This window comes from Isoptericola haloaureus, from assembly GCF_036689775.1.
In the GTDB taxonomy this organism is placed as follows: Bacteria; Actinomycetota; Actinomycetes; order Actinomycetales; family Cellulomonadaceae; genus Isoptericola; species Isoptericola haloaureus.
Map to the genome: position 1 here is coordinate 1022211 of NZ_JBAGLP010000118.1, position 14008 is coordinate 1036218.

At 74.3% G+C, this 14008-nt stretch carries 14 protein-coding genes; 3 read left to right on the forward strand and 11 right to left on the reverse strand.

Features of this window, described 5'->3' with window-relative positions; all coding sequences use genetic code 11:
• Positions 1-83: 83 nt before the first annotated feature.
• Complete coding sequence (locus V5O49_RS14850) at positions 84-1439, forward strand: M20/M25/M40 family metallo-hydrolase (RefSeq protein WP_332902884.1); 1356 nt, start codon at positions 84-86, stop codon at positions 1437-1439.
• Positions 1436-2905, forward strand: coding sequence for an MFS transporter (locus tag V5O49_RS14855; protein ID WP_332902885.1), 1470 nt, complete (start codon positions 1436-1438; stop codon positions 2903-2905). The genes V5O49_RS14850 and V5O49_RS14855 overlap by 4 nt, the downstream gene beginning before the upstream one ends.
• Positions 2906-3046: 141 nt before the next feature.
• Here V5O49_RS14855 and lhgO read toward each other — a convergent pair whose 3' ends face one another.
• Positions 3047-4306: an L-2-hydroxyglutarate oxidase gene (gene lhgO / locus V5O49_RS14860; protein WP_332902886.1), complete on the reverse strand. Its 1260-nt coding sequence runs from the start codon at positions 4304-4306 to the stop codon at positions 3047-3049.
• Positions 4307-4353: 47 nt separating this feature from the next.
• Positions 4354-4770: a hypothetical protein gene (locus V5O49_RS14865; protein WP_332902887.1), complete on the reverse strand. Its 417-nt coding sequence runs from the start codon at positions 4768-4770 to the stop codon at positions 4354-4356.
• A 128-nt stretch (positions 4771-4898) separates the two neighbouring features.
• On the opposite strand from V5O49_RS14865, the gene galE reads away from it, so the two are divergent.
• Positions 4899-6050 (forward strand): UDP-glucose 4-epimerase GalE, encoded by a 1152-nt coding sequence (galE, locus tag V5O49_RS14870; RefSeq protein WP_332902888.1) that lies wholly within the window; start codon positions 4899-4901, stop codon positions 6048-6050.
• On the opposite strand, the gene V5O49_RS14875 is transcribed toward galE, so the two are convergent.
• From V5O49_RS14875 to V5O49_RS14915, 9 genes are all read right to left on the reverse strand, one after another.
• Complete coding sequence (locus V5O49_RS14875) at positions 6026-6988, reverse strand: TAXI family TRAP transporter solute-binding subunit (RefSeq protein WP_332902889.1); 963 nt, start codon at positions 6986-6988, stop codon at positions 6026-6028. The genes galE and V5O49_RS14875 overlap by 25 nt on opposite strands.
• Positions 6985-8358: a sensor histidine kinase gene (locus V5O49_RS14880; protein ID WP_332902890.1), complete on the reverse strand. Its 1374-nt coding sequence runs from the start codon at positions 8356-8358 to the stop codon at positions 6985-6987. Before V5O49_RS14880 ends, V5O49_RS14875 begins: the two co-directional genes overlap by 4 nt.
• The gene (locus V5O49_RS14885) at positions 8355-9035 is read right to left on the reverse strand and encodes a response regulator transcription factor (protein WP_278236096.1); all 681 of its coding nucleotides are present in this window, start codon (positions 9033-9035) and stop codon (positions 8355-8357) included. The genes V5O49_RS14880 and V5O49_RS14885 overlap by 4 nt, the downstream gene beginning before the upstream one ends.
• Before the next feature lie 63 nt (positions 9036-9098).
• Entirely contained in the window at positions 9099-10052 is a 954-nt protein-coding gene (locus V5O49_RS14890; protein WP_332902891.1) for an alpha/beta hydrolase, read from the reverse strand.
• A gap of 44 nt (positions 10053-10096) precedes the next feature.
• Positions 10097-10810 (reverse strand): ABC transporter ATP-binding protein, encoded by a 714-nt coding sequence (locus tag V5O49_RS14895; RefSeq protein ID WP_332902892.1) that lies wholly within the window; start codon positions 10808-10810, stop codon positions 10097-10099.
• Positions 10807-11961: an ABC transporter permease gene (locus V5O49_RS14900; protein ID WP_332902893.1), complete on the reverse strand. Its 1155-nt coding sequence runs from the start codon at positions 11959-11961 to the stop codon at positions 10807-10809. Before V5O49_RS14900 ends, V5O49_RS14895 begins: the two co-directional genes overlap by 4 nt.
• A gap of 120 nt (positions 11962-12081) precedes the next feature.
• Positions 12082-12675 carry a TetR/AcrR family transcriptional regulator gene (locus V5O49_RS14905; RefSeq protein WP_332902894.1) on the reverse strand — a complete coding sequence of 198 codons (594 nt, stop codon included), beginning with the start codon at positions 12673-12675 and terminating at the stop codon, positions 12082-12084.
• 13 nt (positions 12676-12688) lie between these two features.
• Positions 12689-13357 carry a pentapeptide repeat-containing protein gene (locus tag V5O49_RS14910; protein ID WP_332902895.1) on the reverse strand — a complete coding sequence of 223 codons (669 nt, stop codon included), beginning with the start codon at positions 13355-13357 and terminating at the stop codon, positions 12689-12691.
• A 4-nt stretch (positions 13358-13361) separates the two neighbouring features.
• Positions 13362-13973, reverse strand: a complete 612-nt coding sequence (locus V5O49_RS14915; protein WP_332902896.1) for a TetR/AcrR family transcriptional regulator — start codon at positions 13971-13973, stop codon at positions 13362-13364.
• Positions 13974-14008: the final 35 nt, after the last annotated feature.

Genomic DNA, 14008 nt, shown 5'->3' on the forward strand with positions numbered 1-14008 from the left:
CGGGGGCGACGGGGTCTCAATGAATGAGATCGAGTCACACCGTGGTGACCTGTTCGTGACAGCGGACCGCTACGGTTGCCCGCATGAACCGACCTGAGGTGGCGTCCGTCACACCGCGCCCGGGCGCCGCCGAGCGCCTGGCGCGCCTGATCCGGATCCCCACCGTCTCCGCCGAGATCGACAGCCGAGGGCACGAGCCGTTCGAGAGCCTCGTCGACCTCCTGGCCGAGCTGTACCCCCTCGTGCACGAGCACCTGAGCAGGGAACGGCTCGGCGACCTCGGCCTCCTCTTCCGCTGGCGCGGCCGCGGGGACGCCGACGACGGGCCGCTCGTGCTCATGGCGCACTTCGACGTCGTGCCCGTGGACGAGTCCGACGGCTGGACCCACCCGCCGTTCGCCGGCCGGATCGCCGACGGCTGGGTCCACGGCCGCGGCGCGCTCGACGACAAGGGGCCGCTCGTCGTCCTGCTGGAGGCCGTGGAGAACCTGCTGGCGGCCGGGTTCGTCCCGGCCCGCGACGTCTACCTCTCCCTCGGCGGGGACGAGGAGTGCCACGGCCCGTCGGCCGAGACGATCGCCGCGACGTTCGAGGCCCGCGGGATCGTGCCCTGGATGGTCCTCGACGAGGGCGGCGCCGTCGTCGACTCCCCGCTGCCCATGGTGACCGGCACCGCCGCGATGGTCGGCGTCGGGGAGAAGGGGGTGCTCACCGCCCGGCTCTCCACGCGCGGCGACGGCGGCCACGCCTCCATGCCCCCCACCCTCACGGCGGTGCGGCGGATCGCCCGGGCCGTCGACCGGCTCGGGCCGCGGACGTTCCCCGCGCGCACGCCCCGGGCGATCAGCGAGCTGCTGCGGCGGTTCGCCGAGCGCGCGAGCGGGGCGAGCCGCACGGCGCTGCGCGCGCTGGCCGCGTCCCCGCGGGCGACCGCGCAGGCGTTCGTGGCCCGCGGCGGCGAGACGGCGGCCCTGGTGCGCACCACCGTGGCGGCGACCATGCTCGACGGCGGCACCGCCGCGAACGTGCTGCCCTCGCAGGCGTCCGCGACGCTCAACCTGCGCATCGCGCTCGGCGAGTCCGTCGACGGCACCGTCGAACGGATCCGACGCCGGATCGCCGACGACCAGGTCGACGTCGAGGTGCTCGAGGCCAGCGAGCCGTCCCCCGAGTCGCCGACCGACGACGAGCGGTTCGCCCGGATCGCCGACGCCGTCGCGGTCTCCCACCCCGGTGCCGCCACCGTGCCCTACGTCGTGTTCGCCGCCACCGACTCGCGGTACTTCCACCGCTTCGCGCCGGCCGTCTACCGGTTCGCGCCGCTGACGATGTCGACGGCCCAGCGCGCGTCGATCCACGGCGTCGACGAACGGGTCGAGATCAGCGAGCTGGAGCGCGGCGAGCTCTTCCACCGCACGCTGCTGGAGCGGCTCGGATGAGCGCCGGGACCGCCGCGCGACGGCCGACGACCGGCGCGTCGATGACCGTCGTCGTCGGCTTCCTCGCCTTCGTCGAGCTGACCAGCGGCGTGATCCAGGGGTTCTACACGCCGCTGCTCACCGACGTCGCCCGCCATCTCGGCGTGCACGACGCCGACGTCAACTGGCTCGAGGGCAGCCAGCTCATGCTGTCGGCGCTGGTGGTGCCGGCCCTGGCCAAGCTCGGCGACATGGTCGGCCACCGGCGCATCCTGCTGTGGTCCACCGCCGTGACGGCGGCGGCCTCGCTGGTGCTGCCCTTCACCGACTCGTTCGCCGTCTTCCTCGTCGCGTGGGCGCTGCAGGGCTTCTACGTCGTGTGGCTGCCGCTGGAGATCGCGCTCGTCTGGCTGCGCACCCGGGACCTGCCGAACCGCTCGGCCGTCACCGCCAAGGCCGCCGGGGTCCTCGTGGCCGCGCTGCAGGCCGGCGCGATCGCCGGTGCGCTGGCCGGCGGGGCGCTCGTGGACTCGTTCCCCCTGTGGGTCGTGCTCCTCGTCCCCGCGCTCCTGGTCTGCGCGTGCTTCGTCGTCGTCTGGCTGGGCGTCGCCGAGACCCCCGACCCCGTGGGCGGCCGCCTCGACACCCGCGGGCTGGTGCTGATCTCGCTGGCCCTGCTCGCCTTCACCGGCGGGCTGAGCCTGCTGCGGCTGGAGGGCGTCGCCTCGCCGGTCGCCTGGGCCGCCGTCGCCGCCGGGCTGCTCCTGCTCTGGCCCTTCGTGCGCGCCGAGCTGCGCCACGACGACCCGCTGATCGACGTGCGGATGTTCCGCTCCCCCGCCCTGGCCCCGGTGTTCCTCACCGCGGGGCTGTTCGGCGTCTCCGTGCTCGGCGCCCAGGCACCGCTGTCCACGTTCGCCCGCACCGACCCCGCGGTGTACGGCTACGGGCTGGGCACCTCCGGGTTCCAGACGTCGCTGCTCATCGGGGTGTACCTGATCGCCATGATCGTCGGGGCGCTGTCGTTCCCGCGCGTGGCCGCGCTGGTCTCGCCGCGGCTCACCCTGTTCGTGGCCGCCCTGGCCGTCGCCGTCGGCTTCGGGCTGTTCCTGCCGCTGCACGACACGTACGTCCAGGTGGCCACCAACATGGTGATCGTGGGGCTGGGATCCGGCACGCTGGTGGCCGCGCTGCCCGCCGCGGCCGCGGCCGCGGCGCCACCGACGCAGACGGGCGTGGCCACCGGCCTGACCAACTCGGTCAAGACCGTCGGCGGGGCGATCGCCTCGTGCGTGTTCGGCATCGCCCTGCTCGGCGCGGCCGGCGCGAACGCCGCCGAGTCGGTCACCGGCACCGCCGGCACGCTGACCGGCTACATGACGGTCTGGGTCGTGTGCGGCGGGACCGCCCTCGTGGCGGCCGTGCTGCTGCTCGTCGTGCCGAAGGAGGCGTTCACCGACCGCGGGGCCCACGCACCCGCCGCCTGACGGCGCTGTCACCGTCCGGTGCCCGCCGGGATCTCGTCGGCAGGAACCCGGCGGGCACACTCCACCGTAGGAGGGTCGCGCACGGCACGGAACCGCCCTTCGTCACCACCTGCGCGGGACGAAGGTCCCCCATCGGACGTCTCACCCGTTGGCGTCGAATCCCCCGAGACGGTCCACGACGTGCTCGGCGATCGCCAGCCCGGAAGTGGCCGCCGGCGACGGGGCGTTGCGCACCACGGTGACGCGGTCCGAGGACTCGACGACGAAGTCGTCGACGAGGGACCCGTCCCGCGCCACCGCCTGGGCACGTAGTCCGCAGCGCCCGCGCACGACGTCGGTCGCGCCGATCGCCGGGACGTAGCGCTGCGCGGCGCGCAGGAACGCGGACGGCACGGCCGACCCGTAGATCTCCCGGACGCCCGTGACCCAGTGCTCCGCAGCCATCCGCCAGAAACCGGGCCAGGTGAGCGTCGCGGCGAGGTCGCGGGGCCCGACGGCGAGACGCCGGTAGGAGCTGCGGTGCAGCGCGAGGACGGCGTTGGGCCCGACCTCCAGCCCGCCGTCGACCGTCCGGGTGAAGTGCACGCCGAGGAAGGGGTACCGCGGGTCCGGCACCGGGTAGACCATGCCCCGGACCAGGTCCTGCTTCTCGGGCCGCACCGCCATGTACTCGCCCCGGAACGGGACGATGGCGGGGTTCCGGCCTCCCCCGACGAGGCCGGCGAGCCGGTCGGACTGCAGGCCCCCGCACACCACCAGCCTGCTCACGGTGTGCCGGCCGCGCTCGGCGCTGCCGTCGCCGGAGGTGCCGGACCGGGCCCCGTGCCGCGTCGACACCGTGACGTCACCGGCACCCTGCCGGATCCCGGTGACGGCGGTGTTCAGCATGACTCGACCGCCGGCGGCCTCGATGTCGGCCCCGAGCCGTCGCGCGACCGCACCGAAGTCGGTGATCGCGGTGCGCGGCGAGTGCAGCGCCGCCCGGCCGACGGCGCGCGGCTCGACGTCGGCGATCGCGCCCGCGTCGAGCCGGCGCAGCCCCGGGACCCCGTTCTCGCGGGCCGTGGCCTCCAGCGCGTCGAAGCGGCCCTGCTCGGACTCGTCGACCGCGACCACGAGCTTGCCCACCTCGTCGAACGGGAGGTCGTGCTCGGCGCAGTACTCCTGCAGCAGGCTCCGGCCGCGCGTGCAGAGCGTCGCCTTGAGGCTGCCGGGCCGGTAGTAGATCCCCGCGTGCACGACGCCGGAGTTGTGCCCGGTCTGGTGGGCGCCCAGGCGGTCCTCCGCCTCGAGTACCGTCACCGGGGTCCCCGGTCGTCGCCGCACGATCTCGCGCGCGACGGCGAGCCCGACGATCCCGCCGCCGACCACGCCGACCGCACCGTCCTGCGTCGTCCCCACGGTGTCACCTCCTGGGGCGACCGGCGGCGACCCCGTCGGGTCCCCGGTCAGTCGCGGTCGCGGCGCTCCTCGACGGCCTGCTTGAGGATGAAGGCCGGCAGCAGGAAGGTGGCGAGCATCGTGACGAGCCAGACGACGATCGGGCCGATCACCCAGCCCTGCCACCCGGAGATCGTCAGGCCGTCGGAGGCCAGGGAGGCCACCAGCAGCGCGACGTAGGTCGTGATGAGCCCGACCGCGCCGACGAGGGTCGGGGCGTTGCGGCGGGCGAGCTGGGCGAAGAACGGCGACAGCACCGCCTGTGCCAGCGCGAAGATCACCACCGCCAGGACGAAGCCCAGCGGGTCGCCCCAGACGACGTCGAAGGTCTCCCAGCCGAAGGCGTCGAAGAGGACGTCGGTCAGGACGACACCGATCGCCGCGGCGAGGAGGAAGACGGCGGTGCGCGCGAGGAGTCGGATCATGCCCGCAGGGTGGCACAGATCACCCCGAAACGCGCGAGATGCTCAGGATTCCCTCAACCCCGCTGTGGAGCGCCCGCGCCGACCACCACCATGTGGAGCACGTCGAATCGTTCAGGGGGTCACGTCAGATGCGGGTCCTGGTCACAGGTGGGGCCGGCTACCTGGGTTCCCACGTCGTGCTGGCCCTGCTCCAGGCAGGGCACGCGGTCGACGTCGTCGACGACTTCAGCGCGGGCAGCCCCGCCGCGCTCACCCGCGCCGAGGGAGTCTCCGGCCGGCAGGTGACGACGCACGCCGCCGACGTCGCCGACATCGACGCGATGGAGCGCGTCTTCGCCACGGCCCGCTTCGACGCCGTCGTGCACCTGGCGGGTCTGCGGTCCGCGCGACTGAGCGACAGCCGTGTGCTGGACACCTACGAGACGAACCTGTCGACGCTCTTCACCCTGCTGCGCTGCATGACCTGGTACGCGGTGCACCGCCTCGTGCTGTCCTCGTCCGCCGCGGTCTACGGCCCGTCCGACGACGGCGGTCGGCTCGCGGAGTCGGCAGCCCTCGCGCCGGTCTCCCCCCTGGGTCGCAGCCTGGCCACGAACGAGCACCTGCTCACCGACCTCGTCGGCCAGGACCCGGCGCTGCGGGTGGCGGTGCTGCGCTGCTTCACCACGGCGGGCGCCCACCCCTCGGGCCGGCTCGGCGAGGACGGCGCCTCCTCGGCGACGGGGCTGCTGACCCGTGTCGGGCAGGTCGCGGCCGGACGCCGGGACGCCGTCGAGGTGTTCGGCGGACGGCACCCCACCGCGGACGGCACGCCGGTGCGCGACGTCGTGCACGTCGCCGACGTCGCCGACGGGCACGTCGCCGCGCTGGAGCGCCTGGACACGGCCGCCCGGCCGATGACCACCTGGAACCTCGGGACCGGACGCGCCGCGAGCGTCCTCGAGGTGATCCGCACGTTCGAGCGGGTCACGGGACGGACGGTGCCGTACCGCGTCGTCGCCGCCGGGCCCCCGACGGCGGCCTCGGCGGTCGCGGACCCGGAGCGCGCCGCGACGGAGCTCGGGTGGCGGGCCCGCCGCGGGCTCGAGGAGATCTGCCGGGACCACTGGCGCTGGCAGCGCACGAACCCGGACGGCTACCCGCCCACGGTGACGCCGGAGACGCCCTGGCGCGGCGGCGTCGGGCACCGGCTCCGGACGGTGCCCCCGCTGCCCGAGGCCGCGCCCGCCGGGTCCCTGGCCCGCCGCGCGGTCGGTCAGTCCTTGACCTCGCGGAAGTAGCGCAGCGCCCCGTCGTGCAGCGAGGCCGGCTCGGTGTAGATCACGCGGGTCCGGTCGAGCAGCTGGGCGGCGGCAGCCCGCTCGGCGAGAACGGTGCGCGCACCGAAGAGCGTCGCCACGAGCCCGTGGGCGGCGTCGTCCGGCAGGTCGGTCGGCACCACCAGGATGTTCGGTACGGCGAGCGTCTCGACGTCGGCCTCGAGCCCGTAGGTGCCCTCGGGCACCGTGCCGTGCCGGTAGCCCTGACCGTACCGGTCGCGGAGCTCGTCGACGACGCCGTCGAGGGGGACCAGCCGGACCGGGGTGTCCTCGGCGAGCTCGACCAGGCCCGGGGTCCGCAGACCGCCGGACCAGAAGAACGCGTCGATGCGGCCGGTGCTCAGCGCGTCGAGCGACTCGGTGATGCCCAGCTCGACCACCCGCAGGTCGGACTCCGGCAGGCGGCCGGCGGCCAGCACCCGGCGGGCGATGAGCGACGTGCCCGACCCGGTGGCACCGACCGACACACGACGTCCCCGCAGGTCCGCCAGCTCCTCGACCGACGACTCGGCAGGGACCACCAGGTGGGCGAAGTCGTCGTAGACGCGGCCCAGCGCGCGCAGGTCCACCGGCGCGTCGAAGGCCCCCATGCCGTGCACGGCGTCGGCCACGGCGTCGGCCGCGCTGAACGCGAGCTGCGCCTCGCCGTCCGCCAGCAGCGTGAGGTTCTCCACCGACCCGCCGGTCGACAGCACCTCGGCCTCGACGCCGTGCTGCTCGGCCAGCACGTCGGCCAGCGCCTGGCCGTAGCCGTGGTAGATGCCCGTGGTGCCGCCGGTCGCGATCGTGAGGCGGTCGGGCAGGCGGCCGGACCAGGAGCTGTCCTCGCCGCCGAAGCACCCGGCCAGCGTGCCGAGGGCCAGCAGGGCGGCGGTCACGGCACCGATCGTGCGCCTCATGCGGGCTCCTCCTCGGGCTCGTCGTCCCAGGCCGGCACCTGCAGGTGGGCCCGCAGCCCGCCGTCGTCGGGCAGCTCGAGCCGGAGCCTGCCGCCGGCGGAGGACAGCAGCTCGGAGGCGATCGCGAGCCCGAGGCCGGACCCGCGCACGTTGCTGTGGCCCGGGCTGCGCCAGAACCGTTCGGTGAGCCGGGCCAGGTGGTCCGGGGCGACGCCGGGGCCGTGGTCCCGCACCACGATCTCGAGCCGCCCGGGCTCGTCGTGCACGACGATCTCCAGCGGCTCCTCGGGCGGGGAGAACTTCAGGGCGTTGTCCACGATGGTGTCCAGGGCGGTGCCGAGCGCGGTCGGGTCGACGCCGGCCCACACCGGCCGGTCGGGGGCGGTGAGCCGCACCTCACGACCGCGCTCCACGAGCCGCCAGCCGTCGATGCGCCGCTCCGCGAGCTCGACCAGGTCCACGGGCTGGGCGGGGCCCATGCCGGCGTCGTCGGCGAGCAGCAGCAGGGCGTCGAGGATCTGCGCCATGCGCTCCGCCTCGGCACGCACGTGCTCGACCTCGTCGACCTGGTCGGGCGGCACGGTCAGCGCGAGTCCCTCGATGCGCAGCATCAGGGCGTTGAGCGGGTTGCGCAGCTCGTGGGAGGCGTTGGCGACGAACTCCTGCTGGCGCCGCATCAGCTGCTCGACGCGTTCGGCCATCTCGTTGAACCGGGTGACGACCTCCCGCAGCTCGGGCGGCCCAGTCGACGGCGGGATGCGCTCGTCGAGGCGGCCCGAGCCCATCCGCTCCATCGCGGCGTCCACCACCCGCACGGGGCGCAGCACCCAGCCGGCGGTGCGGTCCGCGATGAGCACGGCCAGCAGCGCGACGGCGACGCCACCGGCGGTGAGCAGCCCCCAGCTCAGCCAGATGTTGCGCTCCAGGGCCTGCGTGTCCGAGACGGTCACCAGCGCCCCGACGACGTCCTCGCCGTCGTGGACGGGTTCGGCCACGACGACCTCGTCGACGTCCCACGGCCAGAAGCTCGTCGTCATCTCGCTGGGCCGTCCGGCGATCGCCGTGTGCCGCTGCGGGTAGTCCTCGACCTCGAGGCCGGCGGCGGCCAGGGTCACCCCGGCCTGGTCGACGACGGCGGACCGGATGCCGTACACCTGCCGGTAGCGCTCGAGGTCGACGGCGACGATCCCGGGGTCGTCGGCGAGGATCGCCTGGCGGGCGGTGATGGTCAGGTACGAGGCGTCCCGCACCCGGTCGAAGAAGACGTCCTGCTGCTGGGCACGGGTGACGCTCGCGGCGTACAGCAGGCCGACGAGGACCAGCACCAGGGCGACCGGCACGTAGACGAGCGCCGTCAGCCGCGCCCTCACGCGGACCCGGCGACGCGGTAGCCGACGCCCCGCACCGTCTCGACGACGGTCGGGTCACCGAGCTTGCGGCGCAGCGAGGCGACGTGCACCTCCAGGGTGCGCCCGAGCCCCTTCCAGCTCGACCCCCAGACCTCCCGCAGGATCCGCTCGCGGGCCAGCGCCGTGCCGCGGTGCCGCACGAGCAGGGCGAGCAGGTCGTACTCCTTGCGGGTGAGCGAGACCGTGGAGTCGTCCGGACGACGCACCTCGCGGGCCGCGAGGTCGATGTGCAGGCCGGCGACCTCGACCCGAGCGGCCTCCTGGCGGCCGTCCCACTCGCGGGCGCGGCCGCGGCGCAGCACGGCGTCGATACGGGCCAGCACCTCGCGGATGTCGTAGGGCTTGGTGACGTAGTCGTCCGCCCCGAGCTCCAGCCCGCGGATCCGGGCGTCGAGCTGCGTGCGGGCCGTGACCATGATGATCGGGGTGTCGGACACCTTGCGGATACGGCGGCAGACCTCGAAGCCGTCCATGTCCGGCAGCGCGAGGTCCAGCAGCACCAGGTCGGTGTGCTGGCTCAGCTCGTCGAGCGCCGTCGACCCGTCCCCGGCACGGATGACGTCGTATCCGTGCTTGCCCAGGACCGAGACGAGCGCGCCGGCGACGTGCTCGTTGTCCTCCACGACCAACAGCTGCACGGACCGACCGTAGCCGAGCCGGTACCGGCGCCGCCAGAGTGCCCGCGCACGTGGCCGGGCGGGTCAGCCGCTGAGCCCGTCGACGAACGCCCTGCTCGCGGCGGCGATCTGCTGCCGCGCGTCGTCGTGGGAGATGGTCGGGGTCCCGTCCCCGGGCTGCGGGCCGTAGTCGCCGAAGAAGGCGTGCACGGCGCCGTCGACCACCGTGAACGACGCCTCCGGCGGGAGATCGGCGCGCGAGGCCTCGACCCGGTCCGGTGTGGAGAGGCCGTCGCGCGACCCCGACACGGACTCGACCGCCGCGGTCAGGGTGTCGCTGACGTCGCCGGCCGGGTAGGAGGCGTAGAGCAGGAGCCCGACGGCGGGGGCCGTGGCGTCGGTGTCGGCCGCGTCGGCCTCCATGGCCGCCACCACCCCGCCGAGCGAGTGCCCACCCACGACCCAGCGCTCGACGTCGGGCAGGTCCGCCCGTGCGGCGTCGAGCGCACCGGTGGCCAGGAAACCGATGCTCAGGGGCTGCTTGACGATCACCACGGTGTGGCCGGCCTCCGCCACCGGGCGCAGCACGGCGGCGTAGGCGCGGGCCTCGACCTTGGCGCCCGGCTGGAACAGGACGGCCGTGCCGCTGGGCTCGCCGGTCGGCGCGAGCTCGACCCGGGTCGGGGTCTGCGTCACCGTGACGACGTCGTCGGACTCCATCGCGTCCAGGGCGGGCTCGACGGCCACGAACGGTCGCAGCCAGGCGACCGCCGCGACCCATCCGACGGCGAGGACCACCAGCACGACGTCGAGGACGCGCCGCCGGCCGGAGTGCGCCCGCCGACGGCGCGTGGACGCCCACAGGACCAGCGCGCCGCCCACCACCGTCGCCCCGAGCAGCACGGCGTAGACGGGATGCCCGTGCACCACGGCTCCCCAGCCGGTCAGGAGGGCCCAGGCGACGACGGCGATCCCCGCCGCCGCGACCGCGCGCACCACCCAGGCCAGCCAGCCGGTCCGTCCCGCCTCGTCGGTCATCTGTTCCCCTCGCTCCGGTCCCACGGTCGGCGCCACGGTCCGGGTCACAGGTCCCGGAGCCTGCCGTCGGCCATCTCGACCACGCGGTCGGCGTGCCCGAGAACATCATGGTCGTGCGTGACCATCACCGTCGCCACGCCGAAGGAGTGCGTCCGCTCGGCGAGCAGCCCGACCACGTCCTGGCTGCGCTGCCGGTCCAGCGCCGACGTCGGCTCGTCGACGAGCAGCACGGACGGGTCGTTGACCAGGGCGCGCGCGATGCCCACCCGCTGCCGCTCCCCCCCCGAGAGCTCGGCGGGACGCCGGTCGGCCTTGTGCGACATCCCGACCGCCTCGAGGAGCGGCATCGGGTCGTAGGCACCGCGGGCGGCCAGGCGGCGGGTCAGACGGAGCTGGTCCGCGACCGTCAGGGCCGGCACCAGGTTGCCGCTCTGGAACACGAACCCGATCTCCGCGAGCCGGAACCGGGCACGGCGTCGCCGACCGAGCGTGGCGAGGTTCGTGCCGTGCACGCGCACGGTGCCGGACGTGGCGTCCGTCAGCGCGCCCGCGACGGCCAGCAGGCTCGACTTGCCCGCGCCGGACGGGCCGACCACGGCGACCAGCTCGCCGACGCGGACGGCCAGGTCGACGTCGTCGAGGGCGTGCACCGTGCGGTCGCCGTCGCCCAGGTCGAGCGTGACGCCCTGGAGCCGCAGACCGGACGCGGCGTCGGTGTCGGCGGGACGGGTCGTGGTGGTGGTGGTCCGGGTGTTCATCGCTGACCTCCGAGAGCCGTGAGCGGGTCGATGCGGACGATGCGGAGCACGGCGAGCGCCGCGCCGAGGAGTCCGAGGCCGGCCATCAGCGCCGTGGCCACGGCGATCGGGCCCGCCTCGAGGGCGAACGGCATGCCGGCGGGCATGAGGGCGCCGAGGCCGACCCCGGCACCCACACCGAGCGCCGAGAAGACGGCGAGGATGGCGGCGGCCTGGGTGACACCGTCCCGCAGCAGGAAACCGGTCGGGGCGCCCACGGCCCGCAGCACCGCGAGCTCGTGCTGACGCTGCACGGTCCAGACCGAGAAGAAGGCCCCGACGACGAGCGCCGCGATGGCGTAGAGGAAGACCTGGATCATCTCGATCGTCGTGGTCTCCGCGGTGTAGCCCGGCGAGGCGTGGAACGCCTCGTCCAAGGTGCGGGCGCTGGTCCCGGCCGCCGCGTCACCGGCGGCGACGTCGACAGCCTCGGCCAGGTCCGCACCGTCCACGGTGCGCAGCGCCACGACGCTGGCGGTCTCGAGGCGGTCGGCCGCGACGAGGTCGGCCGTCGGTGCCCCCGGCTGCGACCGCCCGGTCGCGAGGTACTGCCACGTGTCCAGGGGCAGGTAGGCGACGTCGACATGCCCGAAGGTGTCCTGGCGGCCGGTGAACCCGACCACGGTCAGCTCGGTCCCGACCCGGTCCAGCTCGACCGTGTCGCCCAGCTCCACCCCCTCGTCGCGGGCGGTGTCGGAGACGACGATCCCCCCGGGGTTCCCCAGCCCCTCGCCCGCGGCCGGATCCGGCGCGAGGAACGACGCGGGCGGGACGCCGAAGAGCGTCAGGTCCACCTGGTCGCCGTCGGCCGTCGTGCCGTTGACGAGGGACACGCCGAACAGCTCGGCCTCCTCGACACCGTCCTGCCCGGCCCAGGCGTCGCGCTGCTCGGGGTCGACCACGGACCGGGAGAAGGCGTTGTCCTCCCGGGTGCCCTCGTCGAAGGCGACCGCGGACGCCGGCAGGTGCTGCAGGCCGGAGACGCCGTCGTTGACGAGACCGGTCGACAGCCCGGACAGCATGACGGTCAGCAGGGCGAGCAGGCCGATGACGGCTCCCATGAGGAGGAACCGGCCGCGCTGATGGCCCAGGGCGCGCAGGGCGAGGAACATCGGAGGTCCTTCGACGGAGGGCTACGATGTCGACGTGCCGTCGACATGTTGTCGACACTACGTCGATAAAGATGTCGAGCGCCAGGCCCGGGACGGTGACGTGGGGCACACCGGGGCGCCTCAGTCCTGGACCGGGCGCTGCTCCCTCAGGTACGGGTCGAGCAGGTCGACCACGCTCCGGCGCGCGGCCTCCAGGTCCCCGGTCGACTCGAGGCGGCGTGCCGCGGCGAGCACGACGGCGTTGACCAGGTCGACCGTGGCGTCGGCATCGGCGACGCCGAGGTCGTCGAGCGCCTCACGCACAGGGCGCAGCAGGCTGTCGTGGAACGCGCGCGCCCGGCGCGCCATCTCCTCGGTCGGCACCGCCGCGGCGAGGGTCTGGGCCAGGGCGTGCTCCCCGTCGGCGACCAGCCCGAGGTTGACCGCGACGAAGGCGAGCACCTTGTCCCGGGGCTCCGTGCACCCGTGCATCGCGGTGGCGATCCGCTGCTCCCAGCGCGGGAAGGCGTCGGCGATCACCGCGTCGAGGAGGTCGTCGCGCGACCGGAAGTAGTGGTAGACCGCCGACCGGGACAGCCCCGCGCGCTCGGCGACCCGTCCGAGCCCCGGCACCTGGTCGGGCTGCTCCGTGAGCAGCTCCCGCGCCGCGTCGAGGAGCGCCGCCCGCCGGGCCTCGCGGTGCTCGACGACGGTGGCCTCGCTGATCTTCGGCATCCTCGGCTCCCGGTCAGCCGGTCACGGTGATGCCGAGGTTGGCCGCGAGCATCGGGGCGATCTGCGTGAGCTGCTCGCTCGTGACCGTGGTGCCGCGCAGCGCGTCGGTCCCGACCAGCTCGGTGAGGTCGGCGCCGCGCAGGTCGACGTCGTGCAGCGTGGAGGCCTGCACGTCGAGCCGGCGCACGCTCGTGCCCTCGAACGCGACCCGGGTCGCCCGGACCTGGACGAGGTCGAGCTCGTCGATCTGGCAGTCGGTGAACACGACGTCCGCCAGCGTGGCGCCGCGCAGGTTGACGTAGCCCAGCTTGCAGCCGACGAACCGCACGGACTGCCAGGAGGACTCGTACAGCTCGGCGGACCCGACCCGGGCGTCGCGCACCTCGACGTCCCGCCACCGGCCGCGGATGCCCGCGACGACCGGGACGTCGACCTGGGTCATGACGACCTCGGTCAGCGTGAGGTGACGCAGGTCGGCCTCGCCGGCCCGCAGGCCGTCGAGCCGGGAGGTGTGGGCCTGCGCGCCGCGGAGCTCGAGGCGGTCGACGTCGATCCCGGTGTGGACGCGGCCCTCGAGGTCGGCACCGGGGGCGAGCTCGGCCGCCTCACCGGGGTCGAGGTCGGTCAGCACGACCGGGTCGACGACGGGCGGGGCGGGCTGCTTCTGCGACGGTGACGGCACGGGGTCAGTCTAGGAAGTCGCCCTGACGGACCGACGCCCCGGCCTTGAGGAGCGACCAGAACATGCTGATCCGTGCACCCATGTCGACGCTCTCGGGACGGAGCAGCCACTGGAGCTGCAGGCCGTCGGCGACGGCGACGAGGATCGACGCCGCGTCCTCGGGGTCGACGGCGGTGGAGAACTCGCCGGCCTCCTGCTGGGCCCGGATGTCGGTCGCGATCTCCTCGGTCAGCCACCGGTACCGTTCCACGAAGAAGTCGTGGGCGACGCTGCCGTCCCCGACGGCGCTCTCGGCCGACATCGAGACGAACAGCCGCACGAGGCCCGGCTCGTCGGCGTTCCGCTCGACGGCCCCGAGCAGCTCGCCGACCGAGTGGGAGTGGCTGTACTCGTCCGGTGCGGTGGTCCGGTCGTCCCGCCGGCGCAGCACGGCGAGGAAGAGCTCCTCCTTGGCGCTGAAGTAGTGCAGCAGGCCCGCCTGGCTCAGTCCGGACTGCCGGGCGATCTCCCGCATCGAGGTCCGGTCGTACCCGCGGCGCGCGAACTCGTCGAGAGCGACGTCGAGGATCTCCTCGCGCTTGGCGAGACCCTTCGCGTAGGGACCACGGGATGCCATGCGGCCATAGTAGCCGCGCCGGATGTGTGAAATCA

Excerpts from the sequence above, each read along its gene's own strand:
- V5O49_RS14875 (WP_332902889.1), bottom strand. The coding sequence starts at position 6,988 with ATGAGGCGCACGATCGGTGCCGTGACCGCCGCCCTGCTGGCCCTCGGC.
- galE (WP_332902888.1), top strand. The coding sequence starts at position 4,899 with ATGCGGGTCCTGGTCACAGGTGGGGCCGGCTACCTGGGTTCCCACGTC.
- V5O49_RS14915 (WP_332902896.1), bottom strand. The coding sequence starts at position 13,973 with ATGGCATCCCGTGGTCCCTACGCGAAGGGTCTCGCCAAGCGCGAGGAG.
- V5O49_RS14865 (WP_332902887.1), bottom strand. The coding sequence starts at position 4,770 with ATGATCCGACTCCTCGCGCGCACCGCCGTCTTCCTCCTCGCCGCGGCG.
- V5O49_RS14890 (WP_332902891.1), bottom strand. The coding sequence starts at position 10,052 with ATGACCGACGAGGCGGGACGGACCGGCTGGCTGGCCTGGGTGGTGCGC.
- V5O49_RS14895 (WP_332902892.1), bottom strand. The coding sequence starts at position 10,810 with ATGAACACCCGGACCACCACCACCACGACCCGTCCCGCCGACACCGAC.
- V5O49_RS14855 (WP_332902885.1), top strand. The coding sequence starts at position 1,436 with ATGAGCGCCGGGACCGCCGCGCGACGGCCGACGACCGGCGCGTCGATG.
- V5O49_RS14850 (WP_332902884.1), top strand. The coding sequence starts at position 84 with ATGAACCGACCTGAGGTGGCGTCCGTCACACCGCGCCCGGGCGCCGCC.
- V5O49_RS14905 (WP_332902894.1), bottom strand. The coding sequence starts at position 12,675 with ATGCCGAAGATCAGCGAGGCCACCGTCGTCGAGCACCGCGAGGCCCGG.
- V5O49_RS14900 (WP_332902893.1), bottom strand. The coding sequence starts at position 11,961 with ATGTTCCTCGCCCTGCGCGCCCTGGGCCATCAGCGCGGCCGGTTCCTC.